This window comes from Delftia tsuruhatensis NBRC 16741, assembly GCF_001571325.1.
Classification (GTDB): Bacteria; Pseudomonadota; Gammaproteobacteria; order Burkholderiales; family Burkholderiaceae_C; genus Comamonas; species Comamonas tsuruhatensis.
Map to the genome: position 1 here is coordinate 13694 of NZ_BCTO01000045.1, position 16103 is coordinate 29796.

Sequence of the window (16103 nt, forward strand, 5' to 3'; positions counted from 1 at the left end):
CCCTAGCGGATGCCCGGTTCGACGGCCTGCGGCGCGACCCCTACCTTTTTCACTACCTGAGACAAGAGATGAGCACGCAGCAACCCACCATCATCTACACCCTGACCGATGAGGCCCCGCGCCTGGCCACCAGTGCCTTCCTGCCTGTGGTGCGCGCCTTTGCAGCACCCGCCGGCGTGAATGTCGAGACCGCCGACATCTCCGTGGCCCACCGCATCCTGGGTGAGTTCTCCGAATTCCTGGCCGAAGACCAGCGCGTGGCCCACACCCTGTCCGAGCTCGGCAAGAAGACGCTGGAGCCCGATGTCAACATCATCAAGCTGCCCAATATCAGCGCCTCCGTGGCCCAGCTGACGGCTGCCATCAAGGAGCTGCAGGGCAAGGGCTACGCACTGCCCGACTACCCCGAGAACCCGTCCAACGACCAGGAAAAGGACATCAAGGCGCGCTACGGCAAGTGCCTGGGCTCGGCCGTGAACCCCGTGCTGCGTGAAGGCAACTCCGACCGCCGCGCTCCCGCCGCCGTCAAGAACTACGCCAAGAAGCACCCGCACTCCATGGGCGAGTGGAAGCAGTGGTCGCAAACCCATGTCTCGCACATGGAGCACGGCGACTTCTACCACGGCGAAAAGTCCATGACCCTGGACAAGGCCCGCGACGTCAAGATGGAGCTGACCACCAAGAGCGGCAAGACCGTGGTGCTCAAGCCCAAGGTCGCGCTGCAGGCCGGCGAGATCATCGACTCCATGTTCATGAGCAAGAAGGCGCTGTGCGACTTCTACGAAAAGGAACTGGACGACTGCCGCGACGCCGGCATCCTGTTCTCGCTGCACGTCAAGGCCACGATGATGAAGGTCTCGCACCCCATCGTGTTCGGCCACTGCGTGAAGATCTACTACAAGGAAGCCTTCGAGAAGCACGGCAAGCTGTTCGACGAGCTGGGCGTCAACGTCAACAACGGCATGTCCACGCTGTACGAGAAGATCGAGACGCTGCCCGCCTCGCTGCGCGAAGAGATCATCCGTGACCTGCACGCCTGCCAGGAACACCGTCCCGCGCTGGCCATGGTGGACTCCGCCAAGGGCATCACCAACTTCCACTCGCCCAACGACGTGATCGTCGATGCGTCCATGCCCGCCATGATCCGCCAGGGCGGCAAGATGTGGGGCGCCGACGGCAAGCCCTACGACTGCAAGGCCGTGATGCCCGAGTCCACCTTTGCCCGCATCTACCAGGAGATGATCAACTTCTGCAAGTGGCACGGCAACTTCGACCCCAAGACCATGGGCACCGTGCCCAACGTGGGTCTGATGGCGCAAAAGGCCGAAGAGTACGGCTCGCACGACAAGACCTTCGAGATCGAGGAAGACGGCGTTGCCAACATCGTCGACCTGGCCACCGGTGAAGTGCTGATGAGCCAGAACGTGGAGCAGGGCGACATCTGGCGCATGTGCCAGGTCAAGGATGCGCCCATCCGCGACTGGGTCAAGCTGGCCGTCACGCGTGCCCGCAACTCCGGCATGCCTGCCGTGTTCTGGCTGGACCCCTACCGTCCGCACGAGGCCGAGCTGATCAAGAAGGTCAACACCTACCTCAAGGACTACGACACCACGGGCCTGGAAATCCACATCCTGTCGCAGGTCCGCGCCATGCGCTACACGCTGGAGCGCGTGGCCCGCGGCCTGGACACCATCTCGGTGACCGGCAACATCCTGCGCGACTACCTGACCGACCTGTTCCCCATCATGGAACTGGGCACGTCCGCCAAGATGCTGTCCATCGTGCCGCTGATGGCCGGTGGCGGCATGTACGAAACCGGTGCCGGCGGCTCCGCTCCCAAGCACGTGCAGCAGCTGGTGGAAGAAAACCACCTGCGCTGGGATTCGCTGGGCGAGTTCCTGGCACTGGCCGTGTCGCTGGAAGACCTGGGCATCAAGAACGGCAACGACAGCGCCAAGCTGCTGGCCAAGACCCTGGACGAAGCCACCGGCAGGCTGCTGGACGAGGACAAGTCGCCTTCGCGCCGCACCGGCGAGCTGGACAACCGCGGCAGCCAGTTCTACATCGCCCTGTACTGGGCGCAGGCCCTGGCTGCCCAGACCGAGAACGCCGAGCTGGCCGCCAAGTTCGCTCCCCTGGCCAAGCAGCTGGCGGACAACGAGTCCAAGATCATCGAAGAGCTGCGCGCCGTGCAGGGCAAGGCCGTGGACATCGGTGGCTACTACCAGCCCGACGTGGCCAAGATGGACGCCGTGATGCGCCCCAGCGCCACCTTCAACGCCGCCATCGACGCGCTGCGGTAAGCCACTTCGCCTTTGCCGGGGCCAGACCCCGGCAGACTTGAAGCATGACCGGCCGGCCCGCAAGGGCGGCCGGTTTTTTCATGCCGACATCGGCGGAAAACCGCAGGCGAAAAAAAACCGGCCCAAAGAGCCGGTTTTCTTGGAATTGGACGCTATCAGTAGCGACCGCCGCCGTGGCCGCCATTGCCATAGCCGACGTCGGCACGCTTGCCTGCATAGCCTTGCGGGCTGTAGCCACCCGAGCTGCGGCCTTCTTCTCGAGGACGCGCCAGGTTCACGACAATCGAGCGTCCGTCCACGGACATGCCGTGCAGGCCGGTGATGGCGGCCTGGGCGACTTCGGCAGAAGCCATCTCCACAAAACCGAAGCCCTTGGAGCGGCCGGTTTCGCGGTCCATCATGACCTTGGCGGAAGCCACGCTGCCGAATTCGGCGAAGTTGCTTTCCAGGCTGGAGTCGGTCACGGAGTAGGGCAGATTGCCCACGTAGATTTTGGTGGTCATAGGAAAACCTCTTTGCTTAGATGTGCGCAAACGGGCGCACCGTTGGAATGCAGGCGGAGGACTGTGCAATCCGCCGCAGGAAATGGATAGGGGTTCGCAGCAAGCGGGCCATCAGCACGCAGGCGGGTGCTGCATGCAGGTCTGAAGCCAGCCTTGGGTGACGGCAAACAGCCGTGCCGCTTCGCTGGAGGCGAATGCCTTGTCGAAACGGAATACGCGGCAGTAGCTGCCGTTGCCCTGGGAGCGATGGACCGAGAAGGAGGCACGGAAGCGGCCGCAGTCGGTCGGGTGTGTCGAGGGCGAGACGACGTACTTGCCCATGGGAATGCCGGTGTTTGAAATGTGGTTCAGTCAGGTTCGCAGCCTTGAAAAGGCCTGCGTGAGCATCTAGGAACTCGGTTGGCTGCAGCTCTACAGACCAACTGGGCGACAAAGGTCGCGAAACACATCCTGCAGGAAGCGGCTGGCAAGCCGTTGCGCGGGAGATGTGGTTGCCGACTCAGGTACTGGGTACGGGTCTCGACAACGGTGCTGACTATATCCTGTTGAATATTTAAACGCAACTTAATATTCTTTTTAATTGTAAAAACCTGCCTGACAGCCGTTGTTTTGTTATGTTATAACGTCACAATTCTGATGTGGCGCAACATCGCCAACCGTTTTCTGGAACAGGAAATCACCATGCCCACCCCTTTGACCGCCAACCAGCAACGGGTGCTCGACGCCCTGCGCCAGGCCGGTGCGCCGCGCACGGCCTATGCACTGCTCGACCAGCTGCGTGACCACGGGCTGAGCGCCCCCACGCAGGTCTACCGCGCGCTGGACAAGCTGGCCGAGCAGGGCGTGGTCCACCGCCTGGAGTCGTTGAACGCCTATGTGTGCTGCTCGCACCCGGATGAGGGCAGCCATGACTTCTCGGCCTTTGCGATCTGCGACAGCTGCGGGCAGGTGGACGAGTTTGTCGACGACGCGCTCAACCGCTGCCTGGGCAGCTGGGCGCATGGCCATGCATTTGCGCTGGCCCATTCGAACATCGAGCTGCATGGCAAGTGCTCTGCCTGCACTGCGCTGCATGCCTGAGGCCCTGCCTGCCGCACGCGGCTGCAGTGCCAGCAGCGTGCTCCCTTTCCCTGCTTGAGAGATTCCATGATGCATACCGTAGCGCCGGTTCAGCCGCCGCATGCCCGATTGCCGGTGACCGTACTGTCGGGCTTTCTGGGCGCGGGCAAGACCACCTTGCTCAACCACATCCTGCACAACCGCGAAGGTCGGCGCGTGGCCGTCATCGTCAACGACATGTCCGAGGTCAACATCGACGCGGCCCTGGTGCGTGATGGCGGGGCCGACCTGTCGCGCACCGACGAAAAACTGGTGGAGATGAGCAACGGCTGCATCTGCTGCACGCTGCGCGAGGACCTGCTGGTGGAGGTGGCGCGGCTGGCGGGCGAGGGCCGCTTCGACCAGCTGGTCATCGAGTCCACGGGCATCTCCGAGCCGCTGCCGGTGGCCGAGACCTTCACCTTCGCGGGCGAGGACGGACGCAGCCTGGGCGATGTGGCGCGGCTGGACACCATGGTGACCGTGGTCGATGCCTTCAACTTTCTGCACGACTATGGCTCGCGTGACAGCCTGCGCTCGCGCGGCGAATCGCTGGGCGAGGAGGACCGCCGCACCGTGGTCGATCTGCTGATCGAGCAGGTGGAGTTCTGCGATGTGATCGTGCTCAACAAGATCGACCTGGTCACCGACGAGGACTGCAGCCGGCTCATGGCCATCCTGCGCGGGCTCAACCCGCGTGCCAGGCTGGAGATCGCGTCCTTCGGCCAGCTGCCGCTGGATCGCGTGCTCGATACGGGGCTGTTCGATTTCGAGGAGGCCTCCAGGGCGCCGGGCTGGCTGCAGCAATTGCGTGGCACGCACCAGCCCGAGACCGAGGCCTATGGCGTTGCCAGCTTTGTCTACCGCGCCCGCCGCCCCTTTCATCCCCGGCGCTTCTTCGGCCTGGTGCAAAGCGAATGGCCCGGAGTGGTGCGCTCCAAGGGATTTTTCTGGCTGGCCAGCCATCCGGCGCTGGCCGGCTCCTGGTCGCAGGCCGGCGCCGTGGCCCGCCATGGGCCGGCCGGGCACTGGTGGGCCGCCGTGGAGGCCGAGCGCTGGCCGCGCGACCCCGAAAGCGTGCAGCGCATCCTGGACAAATGGGTCGATGGCGTGGGCGACGCGCGCCAGGAACTGGTGCTGATCGGCATGGGCATGGACGAGCAGGCGCTGCGCGCACTCCTGGACGAATGCCTGCTGACCGATGCGGAAATGGCCATGGGCCCGCAGGCCTGGACGCAGTGGGACAACCCCTTTCCCGGATGGAACTGATGCCCGGCCGGTACCGAGCCGGCCCTGAGTCGGCCCTGAGCCGACATTGAACGCTTGCCGCGCCGCCCTCGCGGGCGTGGCCCCTGGAGCCCCGAATGCTTGCACCTCTTCCCGATGTTTCCCTGACCGATCCCGCGCCCAGCCTCAGCCCGCTGCAATGGGTGGGCATGCAGGGCATAGACCTGCCCGTGACCGTGGCCGAGCCCGGCTACTGGCGCGAGCTGCATGCGCGTGCCGATGTGCAGGTCGATCTTCCTGCGGCCCATGTCAAGGGCATACACATGTCCCGGCTGTACCGGCAACTGGACAGCCTGGCCGAGGAATCCGCGCTGTCTGCCCTGGCGCTGCGCCATGCGCTGCAGGCCATGATCGACAGCCACCTGGACTGCCAAAGCCGCAGCGCCCGGCTGCGCCTGTCGCTGGACCTGCTGACCCAGCGGCCCGCCCTGGTCACCCACGATCTGTCGGGCTGGAAGTCCTATCCCGTGCGCCTGGACGCCACGCTGGCGCAGGGCGTGTTCCAGCTGCGGCTGCAGGTGGGCGTGGGCTATTCCTCGACCTGCCCCTGCTCGGCGGCACTGTCGCGCCAGTTGCTGGAGCAGGGCTTTTTGCAGGCCTTTGCGGGCGAGCCGCTGGTGGAGCCGGACCAGGTGGCTTCCTGGCTGCGCCGGCACGGCACGCTGGCCACGGCACACAGCCAGCGCAGCGAGGCCCAGGTCAGCGTGGACCTGGCCTGTGATGCGCCCGACCTGGGCATCCTGCCCCTGATCGCCCGCGTGGAGCAGGCGCTGGGCACGCCCGTGCAGACCGCCGTCAAGCGCGCCGACGAGCAGGCCTTTGCCGCGCTCAACGGCCGCAACCTGATGTTTGTCGAGGATGCGGCGCGCCGCATACAGGCCGCGCTGGAAGGCAGCTACGCCCAGCCGCGCGTGCATGTGCGCCACATGGAGAGCCTGCATCCGCACGACGCCGTGTCCTGGGCATGACCGGCGAGCCGGCCCCCGTTTGTCTACAACCCAAGGAGTTTTCCATGCAAGTGCTCTCGTCCCTCAAGGAAGCCAAGCTGCGCCATCGAGACTGCCAGGTGGTGCGCCGCCGCGGCCGCATCTACGTCATCTGCAAGAGCAACCCGCGCTTCAAGGCCCGCCAGGGCGGCGCAAAGAACAGGCGCAAGGGATGATCCGCAAGAACCCGCGCGGCGACCTGCCGCGCATCCATGCCAGCGCCTTCGTGGACCCCACGGCCATCCTGTGCGGACTGGTGATCGTGGAGGAGAACGTCTTCATCGGCCCCTATGCGGTGATCCGTGCCGACGAGATGGATGCGGACGGCCACATCGATCCCATCGTGATCGGTGCCCACTCCAACATCCAGGACGGGGTGGTGATCCACTCCAAGTCGGGCGCGCGCGTCAGCGTGGGGCAGCACACCTCGATCGCCCATCGCGCCATCGTCCACGGACCCTGCACCGTGGGCAATGGCGTGTTCATCGGCTTCAACAGCGTGCTGTTCAACTGCGTGGTCGATGACGGCTGCGTGGTGCGCTACAACGCCGTGGTCGATGGATGCCACCTGCCGCCAGGCTTTTATGTGCCGTCCACCGCGCGCATAGGCCCGGAGACCGACCTGTCCACGCTGGCCCAGGTGCCCGCCGACGCCAGCGATTTCTCCGAGGACGTGGTCCGCACCAACAACGAACTGGTGCGCGGCTACAAGGCCATCCACAATGAGTTCTGACCGGCCGGGAGGGCTGCATGTCCGATTCCGCTGACCTCAAGAACCTGGGGCTGAAGGCCACGCTGGCGCGACTGTGGGTGCTGGACATCTTTCGCCACGGGGACCAGCGGCATCTGGCGGCGGAGGAGGTCTATCGCCAGCTGCATGACCAGGGCCGGGGCACCAGCCTGGCCACGGTCTACCGCGTGCTGGCGCAGCTGGAGCAGGCCGGGCTGCTGCGGCACCAGCGCTTTGCGGCGGGCAAGGCGGTCTATGAACTCGATGACGGCGAGCACCATGACCACCTGATCTGCACACGCTGCGGCCTGGTGCAGGAGTTCCACGATGCGGTGATCGAGCAGCGCCAGAAGCTGCTGGCGCGCTCGCATGGCTTTGCCATCGTGGAGCACTCCCACATCCTCTACGGGCGCTGCGTCAAGCCCGACTGCGAGCGGCTGGCGGGCCGGCAGGCACCTACCGCTCCTTGAGGCTGCGCTGCGCACGCTCGCAGATGCGGCGCGTGGCGGGCACGGGCGATTCCTGGAGCCATTGCGCACACAGGGCGCGCACCCAGTCAGGCCGGCTCTTGGCCGCGTCGTTGAGCCAGTTGGCCACCGAGTCCTGCACATAGGGCGAGGCATCGGCGCGCAGCCGCTGCAAAAGGGGCAGGGCGATCTCCGGCTGCTGCTTGAGCGCCGCGATATGGCTGCACCAGACGCCGCGCGGCCGCAGGGCCTCGCTGGCGAAGCGGCGCAGGCGGTCGGAGGGCCGCCTTGTCCACCGGGACAACTCGGCCACAGCCTGCGGCAGATCGCTGGCCAGATGCGGGCGCACGCCCATCCACGACCATTCGCGCACGCCGAAATGCGGGTCATCGGCCAGCGGCTGCACCAGCTCCAGGCGTTGGCTCAGGGTCAGGCCCGGCTGCGCACCGGCCATGAAGCAGGCCCAGCCGCGCACCGTGTCAGAGCGGTGCGTGAGGCAGCGCTGCCAGCCGGCCTGGCCCAGCGCCTGCCACAGCAGGCCGCCAATGCACTCCATGCGTTTGAGAATGCCAAGCTGGCCCAGCGCCTGCGCCGTGTCCTCCAGTTGCGGCCACGCGTCGGGAAAGACGGCCTGCAGCAGCCGGGCCTGGTCCACGGCCAGGCTTTCGGTCAGCGTGGCGGTCTCGATCTCGCCCAGGGACAGGGCCTGCAGCAGTTCGGGAGTGATATCGACTTTGCGGTTGGCGCCCTTGCGCCGGGGGGCGGGCGCCTTCATGCGCTGGCCTCCAAGCCTGCGGCGGCCTTGGCCAGCAGCTTTCCCAACTGGCCGCGTTCGGCGGGCGACAGGTTGGAAAACAGGCCGGCGATCCATTGGCTGTGCCGGGCAAACAGCTTGCGCGCCAGCTGGCGGCCCTTGGCGGTGAGCTGCACGCGCAGCGCGCGGCGGTCGGCCGGGTCGGGCAGGCGCTCGGCCAGGGCCTCGCGTTCCAGGCCGTCCAGCAGGCCGGTCACGGTGGCGCGGGTGATGCCGGCCTGCTCGGCCAGGTGGTTGGGGGCCAGCCCTTCGCTGGCGGATTCCAGCAGGAACAGCAGCACGAAGCGCCCTTCGGACAGGCCATGGGGCGCCAGCAGCGCGGCGCAGTCACGGTCGATGCGCGCAGCCAGGGACAGGGTCTGGAAGCACAGCCGCATGCTGTCCACGTCGTCCAGCTTGCGGCGCTCGGCCTCGGCCAGCAGGGCCTGGTATTTCTGTTCGAGTTGCATGTGGCAAGCATACAGTATGGTGGCTAACCATGTGCGCCCGCCTTGGCCGTTGCCGGCATCCGGGCTCCGTGGCTGCGCTTTTTGCGCAGCCGGCGCAGGCCGATGACCACGCCCGTGGCGCTCATCAGCAGGCCGCCCAGGCTGAAGGCCAGCAGCAGCGCATCCCACAGCGGCCGGCGCTGCAGCAGCGGCAGCCAGTCCCAGCTGTGCAGCATGGCGAACAGCCAGCGCTTGAGGCGCTGGATGCCGTCCAGCCGGCCCAGCACCTGGCCCGTGTGCGGGTCGATGTGCACCCAGCTGGCCGCGGCATCGCCAAAGACCACGCGCAGAACGGGCAGGGGCTTGTCATGGCCGCCCATCATGGTGTGCTCGGCGCGCTCGTACCAGTACAGGTCGTGCGCGGTCAGCCATTCACTGCGCAGCACGGGTGCGTCGATCAGCACGGCTGCGCGGTCCAGTAGGGCCTCGCGCGAATGGGCTGCGGGCGCGGCGCTGGCGCTGTCCAGCACCAGGGGTGTGCCGGCTGCGGGCTGGGCCAGCACCTCGGTGCGGCCTGCGGTGCGCAGCCAGCGCAGTTCGCGCACGGGACCGCCCGCCGCGGCGATCAGCGACTGCGGCGTGGCGTCGTCCCCGGTCAGGCGCAGCGGGCCCTGTTGCCACCGGGCCATGTGCAGTGGCGGCGTGCCCGTGTCGAACAGGCGCCAGGGGTTCATGGACATCAGGCCGCTGAAGATCCAGGCCAGCGTGGTCAGCGCGAACAGCAGGCCCGCCACATGGTGCCAGCGCATGGCGCGGCCCGGGTAGGGCGTGCGCAGGCCGCTGCGGTAGGGCTGCCTGAACCGCCAGCGCATCACCCCGACCACGGTGCCGGTGATGGCCACGGCAATGCCGACCAGCGACAGCACGTTGACGATGTCGGCCCAGGCGCCATCAAAGGCATTGCCCCGGAACATGTACAGCCAGTGCAGCCAGGCGCCCAGGTAGTTCCAGCCGCGCTCGGTGCGCGTGGCATCGCGCACCACCTCGGCCGTCCGGCCGGAGATGTAGAGCAGCGTGCCCTGGGCATCGTCCATCTGCACGCGGTGCAGGGGGCGGTGAATGTCCAGGGCGCGCGAGTGGCTGAAGGCATCCTCATCCACCGTGCCCAGGTAGTGCAGGCCCGTGCCGTCCCCCGCGAAGGCGCGGGCACTGGCCAGGGCCTGCGCCTGGCTGGTGGCGGGCAGCACCTGGCCGCTGGCCGCATCGATGGCCACGGGCTGGCGCCGCCCCTCGGGCGTGACCAGATAGCTGGCACGGCCGGCGCTGCCGGCATGCAGGCGCAGGTCCTTGAGCGGGCCGTCGATGCCGGCCGCGCGCAGCGCCTCGGCGGGCGCGAGCAGGGCGGCGTTGCCATCGAGCGCCGGCAGGTGGCGCAGCCGCTCGGCCTGCGTGAGCTTGGGGTAGCCCACGTACATCATCACCATGCCCGAGACAAACCACAGCGCAAAGAACAGGCACAGGGCAATGCCCAGCCAGCGGTGCAGCAGGAACAGCCAGCGTTTGAGGTGAAGGCGCATGGTGCGTCTCCTGCTCAGAAGGCCACGCGCAGCGAAATGTCTGCCGTGCGCGGCGCGCCCAGGTAGGCCATGGTGCTGGTCAGGCTGGCGGCGTAGACGCGGTCCGTGGCATTGCGCAGCCGTGCAACCACGGTCATGCGCGGGTCGATGCGGTAGCTCAGGCCCAGGTCCAGCAGGGTGTAGGCGGGCCAGGACAGCGTGTTGGCCGCATCGGCATAGATGCCTCCCACGCGGCGCAGCCCGGCATTGACCTCCAGCGCCGGCGTGATGCGGTAGCTGGTCCAGAGGTTGAGCACGCTGGCGGGCGTGTTCGTGGGTCGCTTGCCCGCCAGGGACACGCCGCCTTGCTGGTAGTTGTCATAGCGCGCGTCCACATGGCTCCAGTTGCCCTGGATGGACCATCGCGGCGTGGGCGCCAGGCCCATGGACAGCTCCACCCCGCGCGAGGACTGCTGGCCCACCAGCACCGTGCGCGTGCTGTCCTGCGGGTCCTGGGTGGAGATGTTGCGGCGCGTGATGCGATAGACCGCCAGCGCCGCCGTTCCCTTGCCCTGCCAGAACGACAGCTTGCTGCCCGCCTCCACCTGGCGGCCCGTGGTCAGCCCGGTGTTGTTGATGGCATCGGCAAACGAGGCGCCCATCAGCATGCCCGACGGCGGATCGGCCGCCGTGGAGAACTGCGCGTAGAGATTGGCCTCGGGCGTGGCATCCCAGACCAGGCCCACGCGCCCGGTCGTCGGGCTATAGCTGCGGCTGTAGCTGGCGGGCAGCGCGGGCGTCACATCGCGCCGGTTGGTCAGGTCCACATCGATGCGTTCATGGCGCAGGGCCGTCAGCAGATGCAGGGCAGGAGTGAGGGCCGTGCGGTTTTCCAGGTACAGGGCGGTCGTGGTGACCTTGTTGTCGCGGTCAGGCCTGAAGCCGGGCGCCATGCCGGGAATGTCGTAGAAGTTCTCTGTCGTGAAATCGTAGGGATTGACCGTGCTCACCGTGCCCGACAGGCTGTTCGGAAAGCGCGTCTGCCGGTTCACGCTCACATCCAGCCCAAAAGCCCATTCGCTGCGCCGGCCGGCCAGCTCGCCCAGGTAGCTGCCTTCGATGCGGTCGCCCACCATGCGCTGGTCATGGCGCTGCAGCAGCGCCGCCGAGCGCACCACCGCGGTGTTCTCGGGCGTGAAGCGGTAGGTCTCCACGTTGCGGTAGTCGCGCAGCGCGTCATAGGCGTAGAAGGTGTTGCTCAGCTTGAGCCGGTCGCTGGCCCGCCATTCGGTGATGGAGCGCAGCCACTGCACGCGCTGGGCGTACAGGCCGTCGGCGCTGTTGTAGTTCTTGCCGAGGGTCGGCTCGTCAATGCGCGCCTGGCCGCGCAGCGGGTTGAGCAGCGGCGTGCCCCAGTAGGGGCGGTCCACGCGCTCATGCTGGGCCTCGTAGGCCAGGGTATGCGTCAGGCCGCCACCCAGGTCGGACAGCAGCGAGGTCGCCAGCTGCGTGGAGCGCGACTGCGTGCCGCCCACCCAGCTGCCGGCGTCGCGGTGGTTGAGGTCCAGGCGCAGGTAATGGGTGGTGCCCTGGCTGTCAGTGGCATCGCCCAGGCGGCGGTTCAGCCCGACGGAGGCTTCCTTCAGCCCGTAGCTGCCCAGGCGCAGCTGGCCTTCGGTGAAGCTGTCGCGCTGGGCCAGCTTGGTGATGTAGTTCAGCGTGCCGCCCACGCCGCCTGCGCCATAGAGAAAGCCGGAGGCGCCGCCCACGGCCTCCACCCGGTCGTAGATCCAGCTGTCCACGGGCCGGGCCGCAATGGAGTACTGCAGGTTGATGCCGTTGAACAGCTGGCTGACCGACCCCGTGCCGAAGCCCCGGTAGCTGATGCCGATGTTGCCGGGCGGGCTGTAGGCCGTGACGCCCGGAATGGAGCGCAGGATCTCCTGCGTGTCCTGGGCGCCACGCGCCTCGATGGCTGTGCGGTCCACGATGTGCACCGAGGCCGGCGTCTCGCGCGCCGTCAGGCCCAGGCGGCTGGCCGTGCCCACGGTCTTGTTCAGCGGCAGCAGGCCGTTGGCGTCGGCCGTGGCCTGGTCGGAGACTTCGACGGCGGGCAGTGCCGCCTCGGCCAGGGCCTGCGCGTGCGCGGCAGGCGTCCAGGCCGTGCCCAGCGCGCAGCACAGCGCTACGGCCAGGGGATGGGGGCGAAAGAGGGGTGCAGGCAGGCGCAGCGGCGCTGCCATCGCGGGGAAGGGGAGGGAATTCACGAACTGACTCCGGGTCTTGCGCCGCGCATGCGGCGCAGGCGGGCCGGGCGCGCATCAGCAGGCCCGGCGGCGATTCAAGAGAACACGGCAGTCAGCGGGGGAGGGCCGCGCGCCGGCAGCGGCGCGCGTGTGACGGAGGCAATGTGCGCCGCCACCAGCGGCAGCAGCGCGTGGGCCAGCGGCTGCTGGTGGGGCACGGCCATCTGCGGCAGGGCCGGCGGCGGTGCGCCAGCGGGCAGGCACATGGGGCAGTCGAGCTGGTGGTGGCCCATGCCCGGGGCTGCGCTGTCGCCCAGCGCCACCAGCTTGACGTCGCCGCTGGCCGTGCAGACCAGCTCGAATCCCTGGGGATGGACCAGGGGCGAAGCCACGGCAACGCCCAGCGTCACGGCAAACCAGGCCAATATCAGCCGGGTGAGCCAGAACGAGGAGCGAAGCGCTTGCATGGGCCGTGATTATGGCTTGGCGGGCGCGGGCGTGAACAGGCTGCCGCCCAGCTTGACGCCGGCCTTCAGGCCGCGCTTGGCGAACCAGCCCTGGTTCATCTCCAGCACATAGCGCACGGGCTTGGCCGAGCAGTGCGAGTCCTCGGTCATGGGCTTCATGTCGGCCAGGTTCACGATGGTGCCGTCATCGGCCACGAAGGCGGCGGTCAGCGGCAGCAGGGTGTTGCGCATCCAGAAGCACTGCACGGCAGGCACCTCGAAGACGAAGATCATGCCCTCCTGCTGGGGCATGTCCTGGCGGAACATCAGGCCGATGGCGCGCTCGCGGTCCGAGGCGGCCACCTGGGCATCGATGCGGTGGATTCCGGCCGTCAACTCCACGCGGCGCAGGTTCATCTGGGGGCTGCCCTGGGGCTGTGCGCCTGCCGATACGGCGGCGCCGGCCAGGCAGGCAGCCATGAGCAACCGCTGCAGCGCGCGGCGGGAAAGGGATGTGTGGAGGGGTGTCGAAGGCTTCGTCATCTTGCACATTCTGTCGCAGGGGGCGCGTGGCCGGACGCAAAAATCGGCCCGGCCGGGCCATCATGGCCGGGCGGGCGGCAAAAAGCCCGCAGTGCATTGCTGACTTGCGGGCTTTTTTTGAGGGGATGCCAGCGGGCATCCCGGCGCCTGGATCAGGCCACGGCCTTGTGTGCCTTCTTGGTGGAACGCTTGGCGTGCTTCTTGCCGGAATGCTTGCCGCTCTTGGCAACCTTGGCCTTCTTGGCTGTGTGAGCGGGAGCAGCTGCGGAAGCGGCCGTGGGAGCCGACATCGGCGTTTCGGGTGCTGCGGCGGCCTGTGCGAAGGCGCCTGCGGCAAACGAACCGGCGACCAGGACAGCGAGGAGTTTTTTCATATATGCCATTTCCTAGAAAAGCGGTAGAAGCCAAGTTGAACCAGACAGCGGTGCGAAATTGTTGATGCACCGCAGATGCTCAACGCACTGACTGTATCGCCGTTGACAGGAAGGCGACCCGATTGTCGTTAGAATTTTCTGCACCAAATTTGTGCCCATTCCGGGCATTCACTCTTGCCTCGTGCACCAGCCAACGGAGACCCGTCCCCATGAACCGCTTCCAGCACATCCAGGTGCCGGCCGAGGGCCAGAAGATCACTGTCAACGCCGACATGTCGTTGAACGTGCCAGACCAGCCCATCATTCCTTTCATCGAAGGCGACGGCACCGGCGTGGACATCACGCCCGTGATGATCAAGGTGGTGGATGCCGCCGTGGCCAGGGCCTATGGCGGCAAGCGCAAGATCCAGTGGATGGAGGTCTTCGCGGGCGAGAAATCCACGCGCATCTACGGCCCCGATGTCTGGCTGCCCGAGGAAACCATGCAGGCCCTGCGCGAGTACGTGGTCTCCATCAAGGGCCCGCTGACCACGCCCGTGGGCGGCGGCATCCGCTCGCTGAACGTGGCGCTGCGCCAGGAGCTGGACCTCTACGTCTGCCTGCGCCCCGTGCAGTATTTCAAGGGCGTGCCCTCGCCGCTGAAGGAGCCCGAGAAGACCAACATGGTCATCTTCCGCGAGAACTCCGAGGACATCTACGCGGGCATCGAGTACGAGGCCCGCAGCGACAACGCCAAGAAGCTCATCGACTTCCTGGTCAAGGAAATGGGTGTCAAGAAGATCCGCTTCCCCGAGACCTCGGGCATCGGCGTCAAGCCCGTGTCCATCGAGGGCACGGAGCGCCTGGTGCGCAAGGCCATCCAGTACGCCATCGACAATGACAAGCCCAGCGTGACCCTGGTCCACAAGGGCAACATCATGAAGTTCACCGAAGGGGGCTTCCGCGACTGGGGCTACGCGCTGGCCGCGCGCGAGTTCGGCGCCCAGCCCATCGACGGCGGACCCTGGCTCAAGTTCAAGAACCCGCGCACGGGCCGCGACATCGTCATCAAGGACTCGATTGCCGACGCCTTCCTGCAGCAGATCCTGCTGCGCCCGGCCGAGTACTCGGTGGTGGCCACGCTCAACCTCAACGGCGACTACATCTCGGACGCGCTGGCGGCCCAGGTCGGCGGCATCGGCATTGCGCCCGGCGCCAACATGTCCGACTCCGTGGCCTGCTTCGAGGCCACGCACGGCACGGCCCCCAAGTACGCGGGCAAGGACTATGTGAACCCGGGCTCCGAAATCCTCTCGGCCGAGATGATGCTGCGCCACATGGGCTGGCGCGAGGCGGCCGACCTGGTCATCAGCGCGCTGGAAAAGGCCATCCAGAGCAAGCAGGTGACCTACGACTTCGCCCGCCTGATGGACGGCGCCACCCAGGTGTCATGCTCCGGCTTTGGCGAGGTGATGATCTCCAAGATGGATTGACGGGAGCCCGCGCTCCATGAAAAAACCGCGCCAGGGCGCGGTTTTTCTTTGACGGGCGTTGACGGGTCAGCTCTTGGGCAGCGCACAGCCATCGGGCCCGCAATCCTCGCCTTGGGGCGCGGTCTGCTCGCCGGCGGTGATGGCCGCCACCTGCTGCACCCACTCGCCCAGCTGCGTTGCCCATCCCTGTGCATCTCCCAGCCAGGGACCGATGTCGATGCGCTGGATGGCGCGCTGGCCCGGCTGCTCGGCCTCGGGGTGGTCGAACTCCAGCGCGAAGGTCGGGAAACCCTGGCCCTGTGCCAGGTTCAGCCATTCGCGCGCCTGGGTGATATGCGCCTGGGTGGCAGCGCCGGACAAGCGCTGGAAGGCCTGGGCAAAGGCCTCGCCGTCCAGTCCCAGGTCACGGGCCAGTTCCTGCAGCACGGCGGGGTCGCTGATGCGGCGGCCTTCCACGTAGTGGGCCTGCTGCTGGCGCGCCAGCATGTCCAGGCCCCGGCCCGCCAGTTCCTCGGCGGCCAGCAGGGCCGTGGTGGGCGGCTCCGAGTCCAGCACGGCGCCCAGGTCGTTGAGCAGGCCATCGAAGTAGGCAGGGCCGAACGGCTGGCCCGTCATCTCGGCAATGCGCTGGTCGTGCGGCATCACATGGCCGCGCCAGTCGGCCGTGATGGTGCGGGTGTGGGCGCCCGTGAGCATGCCGCCGCCATGCCATCGCAGCGTGACGCCGGGCACGCTGCGCGCGGCCTTGACCAGGGGCGCGGCGGCATAGCACCAGCCGCACAGCGGGTCAAAGATGTAGTGAAGGACAAAGGGCGGCTGCGCGGTCGTGGTCATGGCAGGAGCGGGCTGT

The 16103-nt window shown here is 67.2% G+C and carries 18 protein-coding genes; 8 read left to right on the forward strand and 10 right to left on the reverse strand.

Going from position 1 to position 16103, the window contains the following annotated elements; all coding sequences use genetic code 11:
• Nucleotides 1–68 precede the first annotated feature (68 nt).
• A complete protein-coding gene (locus DTS01S_RS21215) occupies nucleotides 69–2303 on the forward strand; it encodes an NADP-dependent isocitrate dehydrogenase (protein WP_016454629.1) in 2235 nt (744 codons plus the stop codon).
• A 155-nt stretch (nucleotides 2304–2458) separates the two neighbouring features.
• On the opposite strand, the gene DTS01S_RS21220 is transcribed toward DTS01S_RS21215, so the two are convergent.
• Both DTS01S_RS21220 and DTS01S_RS21225 read right to left on the reverse strand, forming a co-directional pair.
• Entirely contained in the window at nucleotides 2459–2806 is a 348-nt protein-coding gene (locus DTS01S_RS21220; protein WP_016445960.1) for an RNA recognition motif domain-containing protein, read from the reverse strand.
• Nucleotides 2807–2917: 111 nt separating this feature from the next.
• A complete protein-coding gene (locus DTS01S_RS21225; protein WP_016445961.1) occupies nucleotides 2918–3127 on the reverse strand; it encodes a hypothetical protein in 210 nt (69 codons plus the stop codon).
• Between the two features lie 315 nt (nucleotides 3128–3442).
• Between DTS01S_RS21225 and DTS01S_RS21230 the strand changes: the two genes are divergently transcribed.
• The 6 genes from DTS01S_RS21230 to fur all read left to right on the forward strand — a co-directional run bounded on the left by DTS01S_RS21230 (nucleotide 3443) and on the right by fur (nucleotide 7377).
• The gene (locus tag DTS01S_RS21230; protein WP_017405058.1) at nucleotides 3443–3886 is read left to right on the forward strand and encodes a Fur family transcriptional regulator; all 444 of its coding nucleotides are present in this window, start codon (nucleotides 3443–3445) and stop codon (nucleotides 3884–3886) included.
• Between the two features lie 66 nt (nucleotides 3887–3952).
• Nucleotides 3953–5173 carry a zinc metallochaperone GTPase ZigA gene (gene zigA, locus DTS01S_RS21235; RefSeq protein ID WP_026062298.1) on the forward strand — a complete coding sequence of 407 codons (1221 nt, stop codon included), beginning with the start codon at nucleotides 3953–3955 and terminating at the stop codon, nucleotides 5171–5173.
• A 95-nt stretch (nucleotides 5174–5268) separates the two neighbouring features.
• Nucleotides 5269–6159 carry a GTP cyclohydrolase FolE2 gene (gene folE2 / locus DTS01S_RS21240; RefSeq protein ID WP_016445964.1) on the forward strand — a complete coding sequence of 297 codons (891 nt, stop codon included), beginning with the start codon at nucleotides 5269–5271 and terminating at the stop codon, nucleotides 6157–6159.
• Nucleotides 6160–6203: 44 nt separating this feature from the next.
• Complete coding sequence (gene ykgO, locus DTS01S_RS21245) at nucleotides 6204–6353, forward strand: type B 50S ribosomal protein L36 (protein ID WP_013802515.1); 150 nt, start codon at nucleotides 6204–6206, stop codon at nucleotides 6351–6353.
• On the forward strand, nucleotides 6350–6910 hold the full coding sequence (locus DTS01S_RS21250; RefSeq protein ID WP_016445965.1) for a gamma carbonic anhydrase family protein: 561 nt from the start codon (nucleotides 6350–6352) through the stop codon (nucleotides 6908–6910). Before ykgO ends, DTS01S_RS21250 begins: the two co-directional genes overlap by 4 nt.
• Before the next feature lie 17 nt (nucleotides 6911–6927).
• Nucleotides 6928–7377 (forward strand): ferric iron uptake transcriptional regulator, encoded by a 450-nt coding sequence (gene fur / locus DTS01S_RS21255; RefSeq protein ID WP_016454632.1) that lies wholly within the window; start codon nucleotides 6928–6930, stop codon nucleotides 7375–7377.
• Here the strand turns inward: fur and DTS01S_RS21260 are convergent.
• The 7 genes from DTS01S_RS21260 to DTS01S_RS21290 form a co-directional block, all read right to left on the reverse strand.
• On the reverse strand, nucleotides 7364–8149 hold the full coding sequence (locus DTS01S_RS21260) for a DNA alkylation repair protein (RefSeq protein WP_017405060.1): 786 nt from the start codon (nucleotides 8147–8149) through the stop codon (nucleotides 7364–7366). The genes fur and DTS01S_RS21260 overlap by 14 nt on opposite strands.
• Nucleotides 8146–8637 (reverse strand): MarR family winged helix-turn-helix transcriptional regulator, encoded by a 492-nt coding sequence (locus DTS01S_RS21265; RefSeq protein ID WP_016445968.1) that lies wholly within the window; start codon nucleotides 8635–8637, stop codon nucleotides 8146–8148. The genes DTS01S_RS21260 and DTS01S_RS21265 overlap by 4 nt, the downstream gene beginning before the upstream one ends.
• A 23-nt stretch (nucleotides 8638–8660) precedes the next feature.
• A complete protein-coding gene (locus DTS01S_RS21270) occupies nucleotides 8661–10193 on the reverse strand; it encodes a PepSY domain-containing protein (protein ID WP_017405061.1) in 1533 nt (510 codons plus the stop codon).
• Between the two features lie 14 nt (nucleotides 10194–10207).
• A complete protein-coding gene (locus DTS01S_RS21275) occupies nucleotides 10208–12415 on the reverse strand; it encodes a TonB-dependent receptor (RefSeq protein WP_017405062.1) in 2208 nt (735 codons plus the stop codon).
• A 98-nt stretch (nucleotides 12416–12513) separates the two neighbouring features.
• Nucleotides 12514–12885: a DUF2946 family protein gene (locus DTS01S_RS21280; RefSeq protein WP_013802509.1), complete on the reverse strand. Its 372-nt coding sequence runs from the start codon at nucleotides 12883–12885 to the stop codon at nucleotides 12514–12516.
• Nucleotides 12886–12894: 9 nt separating this feature from the next.
• On the reverse strand, nucleotides 12895–13344 hold the full coding sequence (locus DTS01S_RS21285) for a DUF192 domain-containing protein (RefSeq protein WP_016445971.1): 450 nt from the start codon (nucleotides 13342–13344) through the stop codon (nucleotides 12895–12897).
• A gap of 215 nt (nucleotides 13345–13559) precedes the next feature.
• Nucleotides 13560–13781 carry a hypothetical protein gene (locus DTS01S_RS21290; RefSeq protein WP_016445972.1) on the reverse strand — a complete coding sequence of 74 codons (222 nt, stop codon included), beginning with the start codon at nucleotides 13779–13781 and terminating at the stop codon, nucleotides 13560–13562.
• 209 nt (nucleotides 13782–13990) lie between these two features.
• On the opposite strand from DTS01S_RS21290, the gene icd reads away from it, so the two are divergent.
• Complete coding sequence (gene icd / locus DTS01S_RS21295; protein WP_012205489.1) at nucleotides 13991–15253, forward strand: NADP-dependent isocitrate dehydrogenase; 1263 nt, start codon at nucleotides 13991–13993, stop codon at nucleotides 15251–15253.
• A 66-nt stretch (nucleotides 15254–15319) separates the two neighbouring features.
• On the opposite strand, the gene DTS01S_RS21300 is transcribed toward icd, so the two are convergent.
• Nucleotides 15320–16087 carry a DsbA family protein gene (locus tag DTS01S_RS21300; RefSeq protein ID WP_061288698.1) on the reverse strand — a complete coding sequence of 256 codons (768 nt, stop codon included), beginning with the start codon at nucleotides 16085–16087 and terminating at the stop codon, nucleotides 15320–15322.
• Between the last annotated feature and the right edge of the window lie 16 nt (nucleotides 16088–16103).

What these genes read in the sequence shown, in the direction of transcription:
- DTS01S_RS21215 (WP_016454629.1), top strand. Translation starts at nt 69, where the DNA reads ATGAGCACGCAGCAACCCACCATCATCTACACCCTGACCGATGAGGCC.
- DTS01S_RS21220 (WP_016445960.1), bottom strand. Translation starts at nt 2,806, where the DNA reads ATGACCACCAAAATCTACGTGGGCAATCTGCCCTACTCCGTGACCGAC.
- DTS01S_RS21225 (WP_016445961.1), bottom strand. Translation starts at nt 3,127, where the DNA reads ATGGGCAAGTACGTCGTCTCGCCCTCGACACACCCGACCGACTGCGGC.
- DTS01S_RS21230 (WP_017405058.1), top strand. Translation starts at nt 3,443, where the DNA reads ATGTGGCGCAACATCGCCAACCGTTTTCTGGAACAGGAAATCACCATG.
- zigA (WP_026062298.1), top strand. Translation starts at nt 3,953, where the DNA reads ATGATGCATACCGTAGCGCCGGTTCAGCCGCCGCATGCCCGATTGCCG.
- folE2 (WP_016445964.1), top strand. Translation starts at nt 5,269, where the DNA reads ATGCTTGCACCTCTTCCCGATGTTTCCCTGACCGATCCCGCGCCCAGC.
- ykgO (WP_013802515.1), top strand. Translation starts at nt 6,204, where the DNA reads ATGCAAGTGCTCTCGTCCCTCAAGGAAGCCAAGCTGCGCCATCGAGAC.
- DTS01S_RS21250 (WP_016445965.1), top strand. Translation starts at nt 6,350, where the DNA reads ATGATCCGCAAGAACCCGCGCGGCGACCTGCCGCGCATCCATGCCAGC.
- fur (WP_016454632.1), top strand. Translation starts at nt 6,928, where the DNA reads ATGTCCGATTCCGCTGACCTCAAGAACCTGGGGCTGAAGGCCACGCTG.
- DTS01S_RS21260 (WP_017405060.1), bottom strand. Translation starts at nt 8,149, where the DNA reads ATGAAGGCGCCCGCCCCCCGGCGCAAGGGCGCCAACCGCAAAGTCGAT.
- DTS01S_RS21265 (WP_016445968.1), bottom strand. Translation starts at nt 8,637, where the DNA reads ATGCAACTCGAACAGAAATACCAGGCCCTGCTGGCCGAGGCCGAGCGC.
- DTS01S_RS21270 (WP_017405061.1), bottom strand. Translation starts at nt 10,193, where the DNA reads ATGCGCCTTCACCTCAAACGCTGGCTGTTCCTGCTGCACCGCTGGCTG.
- DTS01S_RS21275 (WP_017405062.1), bottom strand. Translation starts at nt 12,415, where the DNA reads ATGGCAGCGCCGCTGCGCCTGCCTGCACCCCTCTTTCGCCCCCATCCC.
- DTS01S_RS21280 (WP_013802509.1), bottom strand. Translation starts at nt 12,885, where the DNA reads ATGCAAGCGCTTCGCTCCTCGTTCTGGCTCACCCGGCTGATATTGGCC.
- DTS01S_RS21285 (WP_016445971.1), bottom strand. Translation starts at nt 13,344, where the DNA reads ATGGCTGCCTGCCTGGCCGGCGCCGCCGTATCGGCAGGCGCACAGCCC.
- DTS01S_RS21290 (WP_016445972.1), bottom strand. Translation starts at nt 13,781, where the DNA reads ATGAAAAAACTCCTCGCTGTCCTGGTCGCCGGTTCGTTTGCCGCAGGC.
- icd (WP_012205489.1), top strand. Translation starts at nt 13,991, where the DNA reads ATGAACCGCTTCCAGCACATCCAGGTGCCGGCCGAGGGCCAGAAGATC.
- DTS01S_RS21300 (WP_061288698.1), bottom strand. Translation starts at nt 16,087, where the DNA reads ATGACCACGACCGCGCAGCCGCCCTTTGTCCTTCACTACATCTTTGAC.